The 15,982-nt window shown below is 71.5% G+C and carries 16 protein-coding genes; 7 read left to right on the top strand and 9 right to left on the bottom strand.

Going from position 1 to position 15,982, the window contains the following annotated elements; genetic code table 11:
* From QZT59_RS07760 to QZT59_RS07745, 4 genes are all read right to left on the bottom strand, one after another.
* Nucleotides 1-1,036, bottom strand: a 1,036-nt coding sequence (locus QZT59_RS07760) for a mechanosensitive ion channel family protein (RefSeq protein WP_290813786.1), incomplete at its 3' end; no start/stop codon positions are given.
* Nucleotides 1,037-1,128: 92 nt separating this feature from the next.
* Nucleotides 1,129-2,913, bottom strand: a complete 1,785-nt coding sequence (gene pheT, locus QZT59_RS07755) for a phenylalanine--tRNA ligase subunit beta (RefSeq protein WP_290813783.1) — start codon at nucleotides 2,911-2,913, stop codon at nucleotides 1,129-1,131.
* A complete protein-coding gene (locus QZT59_RS07750) occupies nucleotides 2,913-4,496 on the bottom strand; it encodes a phenylalanine--tRNA ligase subunit alpha (RefSeq protein ID WP_290813781.1) in 1,584 nt (527 codons plus the stop codon). Before QZT59_RS07750 ends, pheT begins: the two co-directional genes overlap by 1 nt.
* Nucleotides 4,497-4,680: 184 nt before the next feature.
* Nucleotides 4,681-4,830 carry a hypothetical protein gene (locus QZT59_RS07745; protein ID WP_290813778.1) on the bottom strand — a complete coding sequence of 50 codons (150 nt, stop codon included), beginning with the start codon at nucleotides 4,828-4,830 and terminating at the stop codon, nucleotides 4,681-4,683.
* A gap of 138 nt (nucleotides 4,831-4,968) precedes the next feature.
* On the opposite strand from QZT59_RS07745, the gene QZT59_RS07740 reads away from it, so the two are divergent.
* A complete protein-coding gene (locus QZT59_RS07740; RefSeq protein ID WP_290813775.1) occupies nucleotides 4,969-5,478 on the top strand; it encodes a hypothetical protein in 510 nt (169 codons plus the stop codon).
* 76 nt (nucleotides 5,479-5,554) lie between these two features.
* Here the strand turns inward: QZT59_RS07740 and QZT59_RS07735 are convergent, their stop codons facing one another.
* On the bottom strand, nucleotides 5,555-6,202 hold the full coding sequence (locus tag QZT59_RS07735) for a helix-turn-helix domain-containing protein (protein WP_290813773.1): 648 nt from the start codon (nucleotides 6,200-6,202) through the stop codon (nucleotides 5,555-5,557).
* A gap of 92 nt (nucleotides 6,203-6,294) precedes the next feature.
* Between QZT59_RS07735 and QZT59_RS07730 the strand changes: the two genes are divergently transcribed.
* Nucleotides 6,295-7,812: a cytochrome P450 gene (locus tag QZT59_RS07730; protein ID WP_290813771.1), complete on the top strand. Its 1,518-nt coding sequence runs from the start codon at nucleotides 6,295-6,297 to the stop codon at nucleotides 7,810-7,812.
* Between the two features lie 128 nt (nucleotides 7,813-7,940).
* On the opposite strand, the gene QZT59_RS07725 is transcribed toward QZT59_RS07730, so the two are convergent.
* Nucleotides 7,941-8,219, bottom strand: a complete 279-nt coding sequence (locus QZT59_RS07725; protein WP_290813768.1) for a HalOD1 output domain-containing protein — start codon at nucleotides 8,217-8,219, stop codon at nucleotides 7,941-7,943.
* A 139-nt stretch (nucleotides 8,220-8,358) separates the two neighbouring features.
* Between QZT59_RS07725 and rimI the strand changes: the two genes are divergently transcribed.
* The 3 genes from rimI to QZT59_RS07710 all read left to right on the top strand — a co-directional run bounded on the left by rimI (nucleotide 8,359) and on the right by QZT59_RS07710 (nucleotide 10,070).
* Complete coding sequence (rimI, locus tag QZT59_RS07720) at nucleotides 8,359-8,832, top strand: ribosomal protein S18-alanine N-acetyltransferase (RefSeq protein ID WP_290813765.1); 474 nt, start codon at nucleotides 8,359-8,361, stop codon at nucleotides 8,830-8,832.
* Between the two features lie 278 nt (nucleotides 8,833-9,110).
* Nucleotides 9,111-9,605, top strand: coding sequence for a DUF5810 domain-containing protein (locus QZT59_RS07715; RefSeq protein ID WP_290813761.1), 495 nt, complete (start codon nucleotides 9,111-9,113; stop codon nucleotides 9,603-9,605).
* Nucleotides 9,606-9,653: 48 nt separating this feature from the next.
* The gene (locus tag QZT59_RS07710; protein ID WP_290813758.1) at nucleotides 9,654-10,070 is read left to right on the top strand and encodes a DUF5809 family protein; all 417 of its coding nucleotides are present in this window, start codon (nucleotides 9,654-9,656) and stop codon (nucleotides 10,068-10,070) included.
* Between the two features lie 45 nt (nucleotides 10,071-10,115).
* Here QZT59_RS07710 and QZT59_RS07705 read toward each other — a convergent pair whose 3' ends face one another.
* Complete coding sequence (locus QZT59_RS07705) at nucleotides 10,116-12,674, bottom strand: RND family transporter (protein WP_290813755.1); 2,559 nt, start codon at nucleotides 12,672-12,674, stop codon at nucleotides 10,116-10,118.
* A gap of 384 nt (nucleotides 12,675-13,058) precedes the next feature.
* Between QZT59_RS07705 and QZT59_RS07700 the strand changes: the two genes are divergently transcribed.
* Nucleotides 13,059-13,595 (top strand): NUDIX hydrolase, encoded by a 537-nt coding sequence (locus tag QZT59_RS07700; protein WP_290813753.1) that lies wholly within the window; start codon nucleotides 13,059-13,061, stop codon nucleotides 13,593-13,595.
* 80 nt (nucleotides 13,596-13,675) lie between these two features.
* Nucleotides 13,676-14,035, top strand: a complete 360-nt coding sequence (locus QZT59_RS07695; RefSeq protein ID WP_290813750.1) for a rhodanese-like domain-containing protein — start codon at nucleotides 13,676-13,678, stop codon at nucleotides 14,033-14,035.
* A gap of 384 nt (nucleotides 14,036-14,419) precedes the next feature.
* Here QZT59_RS07695 and yciH read toward each other — a convergent pair whose 3' ends face one another.
* Both yciH and QZT59_RS07685 read right to left on the bottom strand, forming a co-directional pair.
* A complete protein-coding gene (yciH, locus tag QZT59_RS07690; RefSeq protein ID WP_290813747.1) occupies nucleotides 14,420-14,713 on the bottom strand; it encodes a stress response translation initiation inhibitor YciH in 294 nt (97 codons plus the stop codon).
* Nucleotides 14,714-14,995: 282 nt separating this feature from the next.
* Nucleotides 14,996-15,982 (bottom strand): DUF4129 domain-containing transglutaminase family protein (locus tag QZT59_RS07685; protein ID WP_290813744.1); only part of this gene is annotated, 987 nt, incomplete at its 5' end.

The raw sequence follows: 15,982 nt of genomic DNA, 5'->3' as shown, positions 1-15,982 counted from the left end.
GCCGGCCGGTCCGGTCGGCGTCGCCGTCGTGATCGGCCCCGTCGTCGACGCGCTCCCCGCCGGGCCGATCCAGGGCGACCCTGGCGCGACCGCTCGTCTCGTCGAAGACGTGGTGGGTGTGCGGGTAGGCGAACTCGACGTTCGCGTCGTCGAACGCCGACCAGACGGCGCGGTGGACGGCCGAGCGAACCCGTCGGGGGAGGTACGGCTCCTCGGTCCAGAGGCGGACCACGAGGCGGACGCCGTGGTCGCCGAACTCGTCGACGAACGCCCGCGGCTCGGCGGGGAACCGCGACCGGCCGACGCGGATCGACGGTCCGCCAGCGAGCACGCCGTCGACGCCCCTGGCGGCGTCAGCCAGCAGCTCGCAGGCCCGGTCGAGGTCGGACTCGTAGGTGATCCGGACCGCGATCGAGAGGCGGCTGCGCTCGTCCTCCGCCGAGAGGTTGCGGATGTCCCGCTCTCGCATCGTCTCGTTCGGGATCACGAGAAACGAGTTCCCGAGGGTGGAGAGGCGCGTGTAGCCGAGCGTGATGTCGTCGACGTAGCCCCGCTCCTCGCGCTCGACGAGCTCGACCATGTCGCCGACCTCGTACGGCCGGTTGAAGAGGACGAACAATCCGCTGACGTAGCTGCGCGCGACCGGCGCGAGCACCGCCCCCAGCACCAGCGAGAGGACGGTGAACGACAGCAGGACGTTCTGGGGTCGGAAGCCGAGCAGCCCGGCGAACGGGAGGAAGGCGTAGGCGACGACGACCGCGCGGCCGACCAGCAGGACCGCGTTCGCGGTCGTCGGGCGCAGGACGCGCCGCTCCAATCGGGGGCGGAGTCGCTCCGCGAGCAGCTTCGAGCCGACCCACGCCGCGACCACCGCGAGCGCCGCCAGCAGCCAGGACGCCCCGAGCGTGCCGACGGCGTCGACGACGAACGACGGCGATACCGATGAGGACGACGCGACCGACGGCGACGTCGATCGGAACGACGCGACCGACGGCGTCTCCGGTCCGAAAAGAGCGAGCGGCGGCTGTACGGTCATCGAACGGTGAACGCCCGTCCGGCTGAAAAGGGCGTCCGCGGCAGTGGCAGGCAGCGGATCGGTAATCGCGCGCGGTCACGGCGTCCGTCCGCTCAGGCGTCCCGCAGCCCCGCCAGGTCGAACTCGAACGCCGCGACGGGTACTTCGAGGTCGTGCTCGACGAGCACCGACGGGTCGAGTTCGCCGATCACGCCGACGTCCGCGCCGTCGAGGAGGACGCTCGCCGTTCGGCCGTCGAGGAACGTCGGGTGCTCGGTCGCCGGCGTCTCCAGGTCGACGTCGAAGGCGCGGGCGAGCGCCTGGAGGCGCGCCTTGGCGTCCTCGTAGGCGGCGTCGTGGCGGGCCAGCACGGCGGCGACGTGGCGGGATTCGCCCACACCCGTGTTCTCGGCCGGGTCGCGCTCGGCGACGAAGCCGACCTCGGCGAGGTCCTGGGGGTACGCGCGGTGGGTGTTGCGCTCGAGCAGCATCAACAGCGAGGGCAGCGCCCACGTCCGCACGATCGCGAAGTCCTCGCTGTAGGGGTTCTTGATCGTCGCGGGCTCGCCCCCGCCGAGGACGTCGGTTCCCGGCTCGACGTTCGCGCGGCCGTAGTTCTCGGCCTCGCCGACGAGGTGGAAGTTCAGCATGTCCTCGAAGCCGAGCCCGACGAGCGTCTCGCGGGTGGCCTCCTCGAGCCGGCTGCGCTCGTGGCGGCCGCCGACGGTCCCCACGTCGGGATACTTCGGATCGAGTTCGCCGAAGCCGAACGCGCGGCCGAGGTCGTCGACGACGTCCAGCGGGTGGAGGACGTCGACGCGGTAGGGCGGGATCGTCACCGCGTAGACGAGGTCGCCGCGCCCGGCTTCGGTCGCGCCGGCTTCGGTCGCCGCACCGCCGCCGCCCTCGCGCTCGGCCTTCTCGGCGTCGAGCCCGGCGCGCTCGGCGAGGTCGAGCACCTCGTCGGGGTCGAGGTCGACCCCCAGGATCGCCTCGATCCGGTCGTGGGAGACGGTCTTCTCCTTCGTCGAGAGGTCCGGACGGACCAGCTCGCGACCGACGTCCTCGTAGGGTGGCTCGTCGGGGTACTCGACGGTGACGTCCTCGATCGTCGCGCCGCGGGCGTCGAGGGCGTAGCAGATGATCGCACACATCTTGTCGATCGTCCACTGGTCGGTGCCGGTCAGCTCGACGAACAGCTCCCGGGAGTCCGTCGAGACCTCGGTCCGCCGGCCGTTGATCACCGGCGGGAACGAGAACAGCCCGAGGTCGTCGTAGATCGCGGGCATCGCCTCGTAGTCGGCGACGATCGGGGCGTACTCGCGGCCCGTCTGGTGGGCCTCGAGGACCTCGCCGGGCGTCAGCTCGCGATCGGAATCCAGCGGGACGAACCGGTCTTCGTCCGGCGCGACGCCGGTGTAGCGGATCGCGGGGTTGCCCTCCGTCGCTTGGGATCCCTTCAGCATCGTCAGATCGTGGATCCCGATCGCGCCCTTGACCCGTTTGCGCCCCATCGTCGCGTGGAGCTTCTCCTGGAGCTGGATGAGCGAGTCGAGCGAGTCCTCGTCCAGGTCCACGCCGCGGATCACGGCGCCGGTGACGTAGGGGCGCTCGGCGGGAACGTCCGCGTCGACCTCGATCGTCCAGTCGGGGGCGTTCGTCTTCGGGACGTAGACGCCGCGGTCGTCGCCGTAGTGATACCGCAGCGAGCGCGCGATCCCCTCGACGGAGAGGCGATCGAGCCGGTCGGGCGCGAACTCGAGCTCGAAGGCGCCGTCCTCGGTCTCGCCCTCGTACTCCAGGCCGAGGCCGAACAGGTCGTCGATCAGCTCGTCGTCGCCCTTCTCCGCGCCGGAGAGGGTGCGCAGCTCGTCGGGATCGATCTCGACGGTGGGCATCAGTAGATCACCTCCGCGTTCCGCAGGAACTCGAGGTCGGCGAGCGTGCCGTGGAGGTCGCGGATGTCCTCCGCGCCCGTCACGAGCATCGCCAGGCGCTCCAGGGCGAGCCCCCAGGCCATCACGTCGCAGTCGACGCCGAGGGGCTCGAGCATCTCCTCGCGGAAGATGCCGGAGTTGCCGATCTCGATCAGCTCGCCCGTCGTCGGGTGGGTGCCGAACAGCTCGAAGCTCGGCTCGGTGTAGGGGTTGTAGTGCGGTTTGAACCGGATGTCCTCGATCCCGAAGTGGGCGTAGAACTCCTCGAAGGTGCCCATGAGATCGCGCACGGAGAGCTCCTCGGCCATCACCCAGCCCTCGATCTGGAAGAACTCCAGCAGGTGGGTGGCGTCCAGCGTGTCGTTACGGTAGGCCTTCTCGACGCTGAAGAAGCGCGCCGGCGGCTCGATCTCGCCGATCTGGTGGCCCGAGAGGTACCGCGTGGACAGCGAGGTGGTGTGCCCGCGCAGCGCGAGCGCCCGCGCGAAGTCCTCGTCCCACGGCGAGTGATACCCCTCGCCGTCCTCGCCGACGCCCTCGCGGTGGGCGCGCTCGACGCGCTCGACGAGGTCGGCGGGAAGCTCGTCGATGTGACTCGGCTCCTCGAGGGCGAACCGGTCCCAGTGCGTTCTGGCGGGGTGATCCTGGGGCATGAACAGGCAGTCGTTGATCCAGAAGTCCGCGTCCGCGTGCGGGCCGTCCATCTCCCGGAAGCCCATCCCCACGAGCACCTCCTTGACGCGCTCGGCCGTCCGGCGAAGGACGTGGACGCGTCCGGGCCGCAGCTCCTCGGCGTCGGCCGCCACGTTGTACTCCGCGAACTCGACGTCGCGCCACTCGCCACTCGTCAGCAGTTCGGGCGTCACCTGCCCGACCGTCTCGGCCGCCTCCACGCCGGCCATCAGCTCCGTCACGCCCAGCTCGGTGAGCGTCGCCGAGCGGACCGTCGTCTCCGACCGCTCGAGGAGGGCGCGGCGCTCGAGTTCGTCGAGCGTCTCCGCGTCCGCGTCGACGGCGTCGGCGGGGACGCCGGCTGGTTCGTCGGCGTCCGCATCGCCCGCGCCGGCCTCGCCATCCTCGTCCGCGGCCGCCGCCTCGGCGAGCGTCTCGAGCGCGTTCGCCTCCGCGTCGGCGTCCGGGTCGGCGTCCGGATCGGCCGCGAGTTCCCCACTGTCGATCGTACCGTAACCTTTCCGCGCGTAGTTCGAGAGGGCGATGTCGACCTGCGGGCCCTCGAGCCCGGACCGGCCGATCACCTGACCCATCTGGACGGGTTCCGCGTCGGCGCCCGCGTCCAGGGCCGCCCGATAGAGTCGGACCTCGGGGAGCCCCGCGTTCGCGTACTCGCGTCCCTCGTCGGTGACGGCGAGCGTCTCCTCGACGCGCTCGTCGACGGCGACCAGCCCCTCCTCCTCGAGCGCGAACAGCGCGCCCGTGACGGTCTCAGGGGGCAGATCGGTCGCCGCCGCGAGGGCGTCGACGGACCGTGCCTCGTCCGCGCTCGCGGCCTCGAGGACCGCGACCTGTGCCTGTGGTAGTTGCATTCGCTTGGTCGTATTCCGGCGTGTCGTTCAGTTAGCGCTTCCGACTCGCGGCGCCGACGGATCGGCCGCGGCGACCGTCGACGCCGGCGGCGAGCGGGTCGACCGCAGCGACTCGCCCGGTCCCGTCGCGGTCGGTTTCGCCCCGAGGAACCCGGTGTGGGCGCCCCGGGGTTCCACCGGCCCGTCACCGGGCGAAAAAGAAGCCGAATCCCGTCACCGATCGCGGCGGCTGGCGAGCGGCGCGGTCCGAGCGCGGCGAGAACCGCGAGATGGCGAGCGGGGAGCGAAGCGACCCGCGAGCGGCGCTCCGACGTCCCCGGGATTCGGGCGTCATGTGCTGACACACCGTCCAGGGGCGTAAAAAGCGTTGCGAAGGGACTCCCCCTGGTCCCGGTCGGACTGGAGAATCGCCCCGGCCGACGCGAAGGTACGCGGGGCAGGATTGAAACGATCGGCCTGCGTGCGCGCCACTATGCGCGAGCGAGGGATCGGCGAAGATCGGGGACCGGTCGTTCGCTGGGCGGCCGCCGTCGGCGCGGGAGTCGTCGTCGCGGTCGCCGCGACGATCGCCGGGATCGCGACGTCGTGGTCCCTGGTCGTCCTCGCGCCGGCGCTCGGCGGCGCCGTCGCCGGATATCTGGTCCGCGGGTGCCCGTGGACGGGTGCCTTCGCGGGAGTCGCCGCGTGCGGAATCGTCGCGCTGAGCGCCATGGCCGCGTTCAGCTACTGGCTCGCCGCACAGCTGCCGGCGACCGGGGGAGCCGGGGTCGCGCTGGCGATCCTGCTGATCGCGATCCTGGTCGGCGGCGCCCTCGCGACCCTCGTCGGGGGACTCGGCGGGGCGGCCGGGGCGGCGCTGCGCCGCGAGTCGACCCGCGGCGAGAGGTGGAACGGCGAGGACGTTCGCGGTGCCGATCCGAGGAACGGCGCCGGAGGAGCCGGCGCCGACGGTTCGAGGCGCGGGAGCGAACGCGAGCCGTAGCAGTCGGCCCGCGACCGGCGGCTGGAGCGCCGGTGCGCGCGGGGATCCGTCGGTACCCCGGAGGTTCTCGCGCGGGCTACCCCAGCACCCGCGAGAACACCTTCGACTCCGCGATCCGCAGGTGCTTGCCGACCGTTCCGGGCTCGACGCCCAGTTCGGCGGCGATATCCTCGTGGGTCGCCTCCCGCGGGTTCTCGTAGTAGCCAAGTCGGACGGCCGTCGCGACGACCTCCCGCTGGCGCTCCGTGAGGTCGGCCAGGAGGCCGTCTCGGTCCGGCCGATACGGGCCGGTCGAGACGAGCTCGACGTCGAGCTCGTCCGGGACCGCCCCGGCCGCGCCAGCCAGGTCCGCCTCCCGGCCCACCAGCGTGACCAGCTGGGCGCCGTCGGCGGCGTACTCGATCGGCGGCACGACGACGACCGGGCTCTCCCGCTGGCGTCGGAGGATCCGCTCGGCGAGCGGCGTCGGCTCAACGCGGCTGTAGGCGACCCCCGACCCGTCGTCGGCGACGGCGAACTCGCGGACCGCGTCGACGTCGGCCAGCAGCTCCCGGTACCGGTCGCGGTCGCCGTCGACCTCCCCCACGAGAACGAGCGTCCCGTCCGCGAGTTCCTCGACGGCGTGAATCGCCCGGCGGCGAAGGTCGGGCTCGGTCGCGAGGCGGTGCTCGACCGGGTGGAAGGCCGGCTCGTCGGTCCGGAGCGCAACCCTGACGTAGCGCATTCGTGGGTCGTGCTATCGCACGCCGGCCGCATATAAACCGGGTTCGGATGCGTCGGCGCAGCGCTATCGCGGCGGCGTCCGTACCGTTCCCCATGAGCGACGCCACGACGCCGCCGAGCCCGGACGGTCTCCCGGTGCTCGGCCAGGGTTACGCGTTCGCGACGGACCCGCTCGGCGCGTTCGAACGGTGGGCCGAGCTCGGCGACGTCGTCGAGCTGCGATTTCCCGGCCAGCGGGCCTACCTCGTCTCGGACCCCGACCTGATCGAGCGAGTCCTGCTCGACCGCTCGCGCTTCGAGCTGAGCGAGATCCAGCGCGAGGCCTTCGCCGGGCTCGAGGATCACGCCGTCACGGCCAACCGCGGCGAACGCTGGCGCCGCCTGCGCACCGCCCTCCAGCCCGCGTTCATCCGCGACGCGGTCGACCGGTACGCCGACGGAATGGCCGCGGCGGTCGCCGACCGCGTCGACGGCTGGGACGATGGCGAGCGGTTCGACCTCCACCGGGAGATGCGCCTGCTGAGCCTCGACGTGCTCACTCGGACGCTCGTGGACGTCGACGTCGAGGGCCGCGAGGACGTGATCTTGGAGGCCGCGGACGCCACGATCGCCAGGGGCGACCAGCGGCGGCCCGGCCAGCTGCTGCCCGACTGGGTTCCGACGCCGACCGAGCGCCGGTTCCGCCGGGCGGTCCGCGAGCTGGACGCGTTCGTCGAGGCGGCGATCGAGGAGCGATCGGCGGGCGACATCGAGTCGACCGAGGGCGACCCCGGCCCCCGCGGGGACGGTGCCGCGGACCGGTCCGCGTCGGACGGCGGCGAGTTCGTCGGGACCGGGTCGCACGACGAGGGAGACGGTGCGGCCGGGTCCCGCGACGAGGGAGACGGCGCGGCTGCACCGTCGGTCGGGAACGACGGACCTCGCGACGTCGCCGCCGCCCTCCTCGCGGCCCGCGAACGCGGCGCCCTCTCGGTCGAAGAGGTCCGGGACAACCTCGTGGCGATGATCCTCGGCGGTCACGACAGCACGGCGGTGACGTTCACGTACGCCTGGTACCTCCTGAGCGACCACCCCGAGGTGCTGGCCGGGCTCGTCGACGAACACGACGCGGTCGTCGGGGAGCCGGCGGTCGACGGCGCCGACGAGGACGGCCGCCCGCTCCCCGGGGCCGACGACGTCGACGACCTCGAGCTGACCGGCAACGTGGTCGCGGAGACGCTCCGGCTCTACCCGCCGGCGACGGCCACGGCGCGTCAGACGACCGAGCGCGTTACCCTGGGGAACTACGAACTCCCCGCGGGCGCGCAGGTGATCTGCCCGCAGTGGGTACTCCACCGCGACGAGCGGTTCTGGGACGATCCGGAGACGTTCGATCCCTCGCGGTGGGAGCGCGACGTCGACCGCCCCGACTTCGCGTACTTCCCGTTCGGGGGCGGGCCCCGCCACTGCATCGGGATGCGCTTCGCCCGCCAGGAGCTGACGCTCGGCCTGGCGACGATGGTCGGCCGCGTCAACCTCGACGTCTCGGCCGAGGAGCCGCTCTCGCTGCAGCCGTCCCTGACGCTCAGGCCGGAGAGCGCGTTGCCGACGACCGTTCGTCGACGGCGATGAGGGGAGCCCCGCGGACCGGCGCGTCACGAACCCGAGGTGATGTCTAACTCATCGACGCCGGACCGGGTGAACGTCCCGAGCCCATCGACGCCGGACCGGGTGATCGGCCGTCGGGAGGATCGGTCGCGTCAGGAATCGGCCCGGCGTAATTCGATCGCGCCGTCGCCGCCGACGCTCACGCGGAACCCCGCGTACGCGAAGTGCACCTCGAGCGACGGCGTGCGTCCGGCCGTCACCAGCCGGTCGAGCGCTTCCGGATCGATCGCCTCGTACAGCGGCGGCAGCTCCTCGAACGACGCGCCGGTTCGATCCGCGACCGTCAGGACGAGCCGAGAGCTCGGCTCGAGCTCGTCCGCGGAGTTTCGGAGCGATCGGTCGGCGTCCGACGGGGTCCCTGCGTGGGTCATGCGTGCGAATCGCCCGCGAGGCGTGCGGGTCGCAGGATACTACGGCGGAGGCGGCCGTAAGTGGCGGTTCTAGCATACTAGCGTCGACGTCGGCTCCGATCGACCACACTACTTGTATCGCGAGCCCGTACCCCCGCACGTGACCGTCGCCCACCCCGGGCCGGACGGCGTCAGCATCCGACGCGCCGAGCGAGCGGACCTGCTGGCCGTCCAGCGCATCGAATCGGCGTCGTTCCCGCAGCCGTGGCCGGCGGAGGCGTTCGAGCAGTTCCTCGGGGAACCCGGCTTCCTGGTCGCGGTCGAAGGGGAAACCGCGGTCGTCGGCTACGCGGTCGCGGACGTCTCGCCGACCCACGGCGGCTTCGTCGGGCACCTGAAGGACATCGCCGTCCACCCCGACCGGCGCGGAGAAGGGATCGCGACGGCCCTGCTGGGGCGGGTTCTGGGGACGCTCCGCGCGCACGGGGCGGACTCGGTCAAGCTGGAGGTCCGCGAGTCCAACGAACCGGCGATCGCGCTCTACCGGGAGTTCGGCTTCGGCCCGCTCCGCCGGATCCCGGGCTACTACGGCGACGAGGAGGACGCCGTCGTGATGGTCCGGGAGATCGAGTGACCGACGCGGACGGTCGAGTCACGCGCTCTCGCGCCTCGACTCGGCGTGATCCTGCTGACGATCCCGGCGTGATCCTGCTGACGATCCTCGTTCCGGGAGGGAGTCCGCGCGCCGAGTCGCCACGGGTGCACGCCGCACTGGGTCTCACCGTGGCCGTCCCGCTGTGGGGCCTGCTCATCCGAACCGTCCGGAACGGCGGGACGTGCAGCGCCCCGCGGCCGCGAGCGGTCCGCCCGCCCACCGGAGGCGTTTTTCCGTCCGCGCCCCTGAAACCGGGTATGGGATACGCCTGCCCGGTCTGTGGCGCCGAACAGGCCGACGGAGTCCACCTCGCGAACCACCTCGCCGTGACCGCCTCGGTCGGTCGGGCCGACCACCGGGAGTGGCTCGAGACGCACACGCCCGACTGGGGCGAGTGCGGACCCGAGGAGCTCGCCGAGCGAGCGGTCGAGTACGCGACCGAGATCGAGACGCCCGGATTCGACGACGCCGGCGGGCGCGCGCCGAACCTGGAGGCGGAGCTGGCGGCGCAAACTCGCCGGCCGGGGCGGGGCGGTCCCGCGCCGGGTGGCGAAACCGGTCGCGTCGACGCGGTTCTCGAGGAGGCCCGCGAACTGACCGAGCGGATGTCCGAGGGCGACGAGGCGTCTGCGGCCGACGGGGCGGCGGAGGCGGACGACACGCCGGAGCGCGACCGGGCGACGGAGGCGGGCGACACCGCCGAACGCGACCCGGCGACGGACGCGGGCCAGGAAGACGACGGCGACGCGTAACCGCCCGAGTTGGAAAGGCGTAACTTTCCGCCACCCGACGGCTCGACCATGGAGACCCAGGGACGGTTCGCGCCCGAGACAGCCGAGGAGGCGCGCGACCGCTACGAGGCCGTCGGGCCGGCGGCCCGGACGGCCGTCCGCGAGGTCGCGCGGGCGATGGAGTTCGACCGCGAGGAGTACGACGAACGGGTGACGGGCGAGGTCGTCGAGACCGCCCGCGACGCCATCTTCGCGAGCTTGCTCGAGGTGACCGTCGGCAGTCGCGAGGAGTACGACGAGTGGCGGGCGTCCTACGACGGCGAGGTCCACGAGGCCGGCCACGAGGCCGTCGATCGGGTGGTCTGGCACGCCGGGCCCGACGGCGAGGCCGTCGCGGCCACCTTCCAGCACGAGGAGGCGGCGGCCGTCGCGACGCTGCGCCGGCAGGCGTTCGGGCGACTCTATCGGAAGGTGCGGGACGCCTGAGCGTCGGTCGGTCGCGGAGTGCGGAGAAGTCGAGCGGCGGCGCCTCTAGTCCCCGGAGACGGTTCCGGTGGACGACTCCGGCGAATCGGCGACCCCGGCGCGAGTCGCCCACAGCCAGAGCAGACTTGGGAGGACGAAGACGCTCAGCAGGAACGAGACGCCCAGCGCGAGCGCGGTGATGAGGCCGAAGGAGGTCAGCTGGGGCTCCGGGACGAGGACGAGCAGCGAGAAGGCGCCGCCGGAGGTGACGGCGCTGCCGAGCAGGGCGCCGCCGGTTCCGGTGACGGCCTCGGTGAGCGCGGTCGCCGCGTCGCGGCCGTCGTGGAGCTCCTGGCCGAACCGGTCGCTGAGGTGGATGTTGTAGTCGATGCCGAGGCCGATGGTGACGCTCACGAGCAGCGCCGTCGTCAGCGTCAGCGGCTGTCCCGCGAGGTACATGCCGCCGAAGACGAAGCCGAGCGCGAGCGCGATCGGCACGACCGTGATCGCTCCGAGCGTCGCGCTGCCGTGGACGTACCGGTAGACGAACGCGACCGCGAGCAACACCCCGACCATCGCGATCAGCAGCGTCCGGACGATGCCGTCGGTGATCTGGCCCATCTCGGCGTCGTTGATCGTGCCGGTGCCGACGGCGGTCACCTCGAGACCGGATTCGTCGGCCATCTCGTCGGCGATTCCGTACATCACGACCGCGCGGTCGGAGCCGAACTCCTGCCGGGCGGGCACCTGCACCAGCGTCGACTCGTAGGCGCCGTCGTCCGTCCGTTCGAGGACGGCCTCGGCCTCCTCCGGGGCGAGCGCGAACAGTTCGTCGAACACCGCCTCGAGATCCGAGTCCGGCACGCCGTCGTCGTTCGTGTCCGCCGCCTCGAGGGTGCCCGCGAACTCCTCGTCCTCGGCGGCGACGGCGTCCATCACCGTGAGCACCGAGACGACCCGGACCTCGCCACCTTGCTCGAGGACGACGTCGGTATCGGCCTCGGCGCTCGCCTCGTGGCCGGCGTCGACGGCGGCCATCGCCTCGGCGGTCGCGACGCTCTCCTCGCCCTCGAGGAGCATCGTGGTGTAGCCGGAACCGCCCTCGGTGAGCCCCTCCCGGTCGGCCTGGAAGTTAGCCCTGACGTACTCCATTCGCTCGACGATCTCGGACTCGTGGCTCTCGACCGCCATCGGACCGGGGAGCTCGGCCTGCCAGTCGGGGACGTCGTCGGGGTCGAACTCCTGCCAGGCCTCGCGGTCGAGTTCGGTGAACGCCAGCCCGCCGACGAGGCCGACGACGAGCGCGACGACGACGACGGCGACGGGCGCTCGCCTGGCGAGCGTCGCGCCGGTGGCGAGCACGCGGCTGAGGTATTTGCCTTTCCCCAGCGGGGTCTTCCGGCGATCGAAGCCGAAGCGCTCCCAGAGACCGTCCGCGCTCACCTTCAGCGCCGGGACGAGCGTGGTGAAGACGATCAGCGCGGCGACGACGCCGAGCGTGATCGCCACGCCGAGATCGCGGACCACCCCGACCGGGCTGAACTGGTTCGAGAGGAAGCCGATCGCCGCCGTCACCGTCACGAGGACGAACGCGATCGAGACGGCGGCCGTCGACCGTCTGAGCGCCACGCGGATCTCCGCCCCGGGATCGCGACGCTCCCGGTACCGCATGAAGACGTGGAAACCGAAGTCGATGCTGATGGCGGCGATCAGCACCGGCGCGACGATCGCCGTCGTCTGATTCAACAGACCCATCCAGCCCATCAGCCCCGCCATCCAGACGAGCGCGAACACCGTGCCGGCGAAGCCGATCAGGACGTCGGTGACGTCCCGGTAGGCGAAGCCGAGGATGATGACCAGCAAGCAGAGCACCGACGGGATGATCAGCCAGGCTATCTCCGAGAGGAGATCCTCGTTCAGTTCCGCCCACACCGGCTGGCCGTCCGCGAAGATCGCCGGCGAGTCGGACTCGGTCCCGGTCTCGTACAGCACCGCCTGGATGGCGAAGTCGGGACCGGGGCCCATCCGCTCGCCGTCGCCCGCCTCGAAGGCGAACGTCATCCGGAACGAGTCCGCCTCGGTGGCTCCGACCTCGTAGGAGGTGGGCATGAAGAAGGTCGTCTCCTCCCCGCCGTCGAACACGTCCGCGACGGCCGCCGCGATCTCCTCGTCGCTCGCGCCGTCGATCGCGTCGTACTGGGCGTCGAGATCGGCCGTCTCGTCGTCGGCCAGCGCCCTGGCGATCAGGTTCGGCGGCCCCTCGACGCCGCCGTCGACGAGGTCGGCGGCCACCGTCTCGTCGGCGACGACCGTTCGCTGGTACTCGAGGGCGGCCAGCAGCGTCTCCCGCTCGAACGCCGAGCCGTCGTCGGTCATCACGTAAACGTCGGCGGTCGTGTGGTTCTCGGTTTGCTCGTCGTCGCCGTATCGGTCCTCGATGTAGTCGGCCGCCTGGGCGACGTCGGTGTCGCCCATCGCGTCGTCGTCGATCCCCTGGTCCGCTTCGCCCTGGTCCTGGACCATCCCGAACGCGACGCCGGCGGTCAGCACGAGCACGGCGAGGATGACCAGCCGGTTGTGCGTGGTGACGAATTGGGCGAACCGGTCGGTGAGCTCCCGTATCATCGACACACCTCTCGCGGCTCACCCCGGCTCCCGTCGGGGCCGTTAGCAGGGAGTCTCCGCGGGCGATCCGACGGATCAACCGGAAGCGTCGGCCGCGTCGATCCGTCTCGCGGGGAGGAGGGCCATAACGATTGTCCGTGAGGTTGCATGGTGGTGGAGTCGTCGGCCCCGACTTCGCACCCGAAGTATACAGGAGTTTTGCAATGTTCGCCCAGCCATCACGTTTCCCGGGACGGACGATCGCCAGCCTCTCGGTCGCGGGGGCGGTCCGAAGCGGTCGGTGCCGTGACCGGAACCGCGAGCGATGGTCACGGCGACGACCGCCCGCCGCCGGAAGTCCCCGGATCGCCAGCTTCTCGGCACCGGAACCCCCAGTCCGAATCGATGACCGACACGGACCGCTGGCCGGTGCTGGACTCGGAAACCGAGTACGAGACCGGCTGGTACGACGGCGGCTACGACCTGGTCGAACAGCCCGACGGCAGCGAGAAGCGCTACTACTGGGCCGACCTGCCGCCCGCGGTGGTGATCGTCGCCCGGGCCGACGACGAGGTGCTCTTCGTCGAACAGTATCGGCCGACGATCCGCGAGACCCACCTCGAGCTGCCGGCCGGAATCGTCGAGGACGGCGAGTCGTACACGACGGCGGCCGCGCGCGAGCTCGAAGAGGAGACCGGCTTTCACCCCTCGAGCACCGCCCTCCTCCAGGAGTACGCCGTCGCGACCGGCGTGCTCCGACACGATCGGGGGATCGTCTACGCCGAGGGCCTGGAGCCCGGCGAGCGCGAGCTCGACTCCAACGAGTTCCTCGAGGTCGTCACCGTCCCGATCGACGAGGCGTTCGCTCGCGCCCGCGAGGAGCCGGCGAACGATTCGACGATCAGCGCGCTGTTGCTCGCGAGAGCAGACGGGCTGCTCTGAGCCGCGCGCCGGACGATCGCGGCCGTCGGAGGGCGGGCCGAACCGTGATCTTATTCGGCCCGGGACCGAACCGTCCGACGATGGACGACGAGATCGACCCGGAGGAGGTCCACGAACTCCTCGAAGACGGCGCGGACGTGCGCGTCGTCGACATCCGCGACGAGGCGAGCTTCGCGCGCGGGCACATCCCGGACAGCGAGAACCTGCCGTTCCACGAGCTCTCGCGGCGGATCGACGAGCTCGACGGCGCCGATCGCGTCGTGACGGTCTGCCCGAAGGGGCAGGCGAGCGTCCAGGCCGCGCGGCTCATCGGCTCCTACGAGGGGTGTGCCGACGCCCGCGTCGAGAGCATGGCCGGCGGCCTGAACGAGTGGGCCGACGACTACGAGCTCGTCGCCGACGAGGGCGACGACGAAACGGCGGCCGACGCGCCGTTCTGAGGCCGCGCGGTTCTCACCCGCTCGGGAGCGAGAACCCCGGGACAACGAGCGGCGAACGAACCGAGCCGTGAGCACGGGACTCGGGAGTTCGGCCGGCCGTATGCACGCGACTCACCAGTACGGCCGGCCGTGAGCGCGGGACGCGCGAGTGCGGCCAGCCGTGAGCACGGGACCCGCGGACGAAGTGAGCCGAAAGCGCAGCGAACCGCGGCGCGGACGGGGACCGCGAGCGAGCGAATCGCGCGCGTCCGGTGATCGCGAACGGGAGAGTTCCCGAGCGGTCGAATCGTCGACGATCGCGCCCGGCGGTCGACTCGCGATGCGCCGCTCGGAACGAACGGCGCGCGACCGCGATATCGGAAGTCGTCTCAGATCATCGCGGGCTCAGGCGACGTTGAAGCCGCGATCGCGGAGGAAGTCCTCGACGCGGCCGGTGTGATTGCCCTGGAGTTCGATGTGATTGTCCTCGACGGTGCCGCCGCAGGCGAACTTGGACTTGAGATCCGATGAGAGACTGTCGAGATCGACGTCCTTCGGATCGAACCCTTCGATGATCGTTACCTCTTTGCCGTATCTGCGCTCGTCAATGCGGATGGTGAGCTGCTGTTGGCCCTTGGCCACGTCCTCGCAGACGCAGAGTTCCTCGGGCAGCCCGCACGTCGAGCAGACTTCCGACATTACGTGGCAATCTACGAAATGAGCATATTAAACACTATCGGGACGGAGACGCCGTCCTGCGGTTCTTTTTACCGCTGAGACGGTATTTTTCCGGCCGGCGGCCGCCGGAGCGATGGCCCGTCGCGACTCGATGGGAAGCCAGCGGTCGGTCGCCGGTCCGGTGGAGGTCAACGGTCGGTCGCCGGTCCGGGAGGAGGTCAGCGGTCGGTCGCCGGAGGGCCGGCGCGTCGAGACCTATCGCGGAGTCAGCCCTCCGCCGTCCGGGTCGCGCCGGCGCCAGCCTCACCGCAGGCGGCGGCCGACGAGCGGGAGCTCGCCGCGGACCAGGCCGTCGACCGCTTCGATCGCCGCGTCGGCCGCCTCCCGGTCGACGCCGTCGCCGTAGGTGGCGCGCTCGCGGACCGCCGCGACCTCTCGGACGCGGGGGTCGAGATCGTGGACCCGCGAGAGCGCCTCGAGGTACTCCCGGGACGTCTCGGACGGTCGGCGCGGTCGGTAGCGTCGGCCGAGCGCGAGTTCGAGGCGACGGTAGGCGCGCTCGACGTCCGCGTCCGGCGACGTCCGACGGCGCTGCCAGTGGAGGCGGACCTCCCGGCTCACGAACCGTCCGACGCCGGCCCGGTGGGCGCCGGCGGCGGCCCCGAACAGGACCACGAGTCCGAGCGCGATGCGCTCGGTCGACGGAATCGGCAGCGAGTCCCTCGGCGACTCGGCCGCTCGCTCCTCGCCGGGATCGGCGTCCGGGTCGCCGCCGTGGGCCCCGCCGTTCGGGAGCTCCTCGGACCGGTTTTCCTCCTGACCCGGATCGTCGCTGGCGTTCTCCGATACGTTCCCCTCGCCGCCCTGGTCGGGGTCGAGGATCCCCTCTTCGCCCCGATCCTCGCCGTGATCGATCTCGACGTCCTCGCTCTGTTCGGTGTCGACGCCGTCTTCGCCGGCGGCGCGGGCCTCCTCGAGTTCGGCGGCGTGCACGCTGTCGCGGTCGCTCGGCGGCGTCGGCTCGAACTCGACCCAGCCGTGCCCGGGGAAGTACACCTCGACCCAGGCGTGCGCGTCGAGCCCGCGGACCACCCACGTGTCGTCGTCGACCTGCTGTCCCGGGGTGTAGCCGGTCGCGTAGCGCGCCGGAACGTCCTCGGCTCGCAGCATCTGGACCATCGCCGTCGCGAAGTAGACGCAGTATCCCTCCTCCATCTCCAGCAGGAACTCCTCGGCCACGTTGCCGTCCGGAGCGTCGACGTCGAGCGAGTAGCCCTTCTCGGAGCGGAG

Source organism: Halovivax sp. (assembly GCA_007119345.1).
Classification (GTDB): domain Archaea; phylum Halobacteriota; class Halobacteria; order Halobacteriales; family Natrialbaceae; genus Halovivax.
The sequence above is the reverse complement of the archived record's forward strand: the minus strand, read 5'-3'. Positions and strand labels throughout refer to the sequence as shown.

Coding starts and splice junctions, on each gene's coding strand:
- QZT59_RS07730 (WP_290813771.1), top strand. CDS start 6,295: ATGAGCGACGCCACGACGCCGCCGAGCCCGGACGGTCTCCCGGTGCTC.
- QZT59_RS07750 (WP_290813781.1), bottom strand. CDS start 4,496: ATGCAACTACCACAGGCACAGGTCGCGGTCCTCGAGGCCGCGAGCGCG.
- QZT59_RS07695 (WP_290813750.1), top strand. CDS start 13,676: ATGGACGACGAGATCGACCCGGAGGAGGTCCACGAACTCCTCGAAGAC.
- QZT59_RS07725 (WP_290813768.1), bottom strand. CDS start 8,219: ATGACCCACGCAGGGACCCCGTCGGACGCCGACCGATCGCTCCGAAAC.
- QZT59_RS07740 (WP_290813775.1), top strand. CDS start 4,969: ATGCGCGAGCGAGGGATCGGCGAAGATCGGGGACCGGTCGTTCGCTGG.
- pheT (WP_290813783.1), bottom strand. CDS start 2,913: ATGCCCACCGTCGAGATCGATCCCGACGAGCTGCGCACCCTCTCCGGC.
- yciH (WP_290813747.1), bottom strand. CDS start 14,713: ATGTCGGAAGTCTGCTCGACGTGCGGGCTGCCCGAGGAACTCTGCGTC.
- QZT59_RS07700 (WP_290813753.1), top strand. CDS start 13,059: ATGACCGACACGGACCGCTGGCCGGTGCTGGACTCGGAAACCGAGTAC.
- QZT59_RS07715 (WP_290813761.1), top strand. CDS start 9,111: ATGGGATACGCCTGCCCGGTCTGTGGCGCCGAACAGGCCGACGGAGTC.
- QZT59_RS07710 (WP_290813758.1), top strand. CDS start 9,654: ATGGAGACCCAGGGACGGTTCGCGCCCGAGACAGCCGAGGAGGCGCGC.
- QZT59_RS07745 (WP_290813778.1), bottom strand. CDS start 4,830: ATGACGCCCGAATCCCGGGGACGTCGGAGCGCCGCTCGCGGGTCGCTT.
- QZT59_RS07735 (WP_290813773.1), bottom strand. CDS start 6,202: ATGCGCTACGTCAGGGTTGCGCTCCGGACCGACGAGCCGGCCTTCCAC.
- QZT59_RS07705 (WP_290813755.1), bottom strand. CDS start 12,674: ATGATACGGGAGCTCACCGACCGGTTCGCCCAATTCGTCACCACGCAC.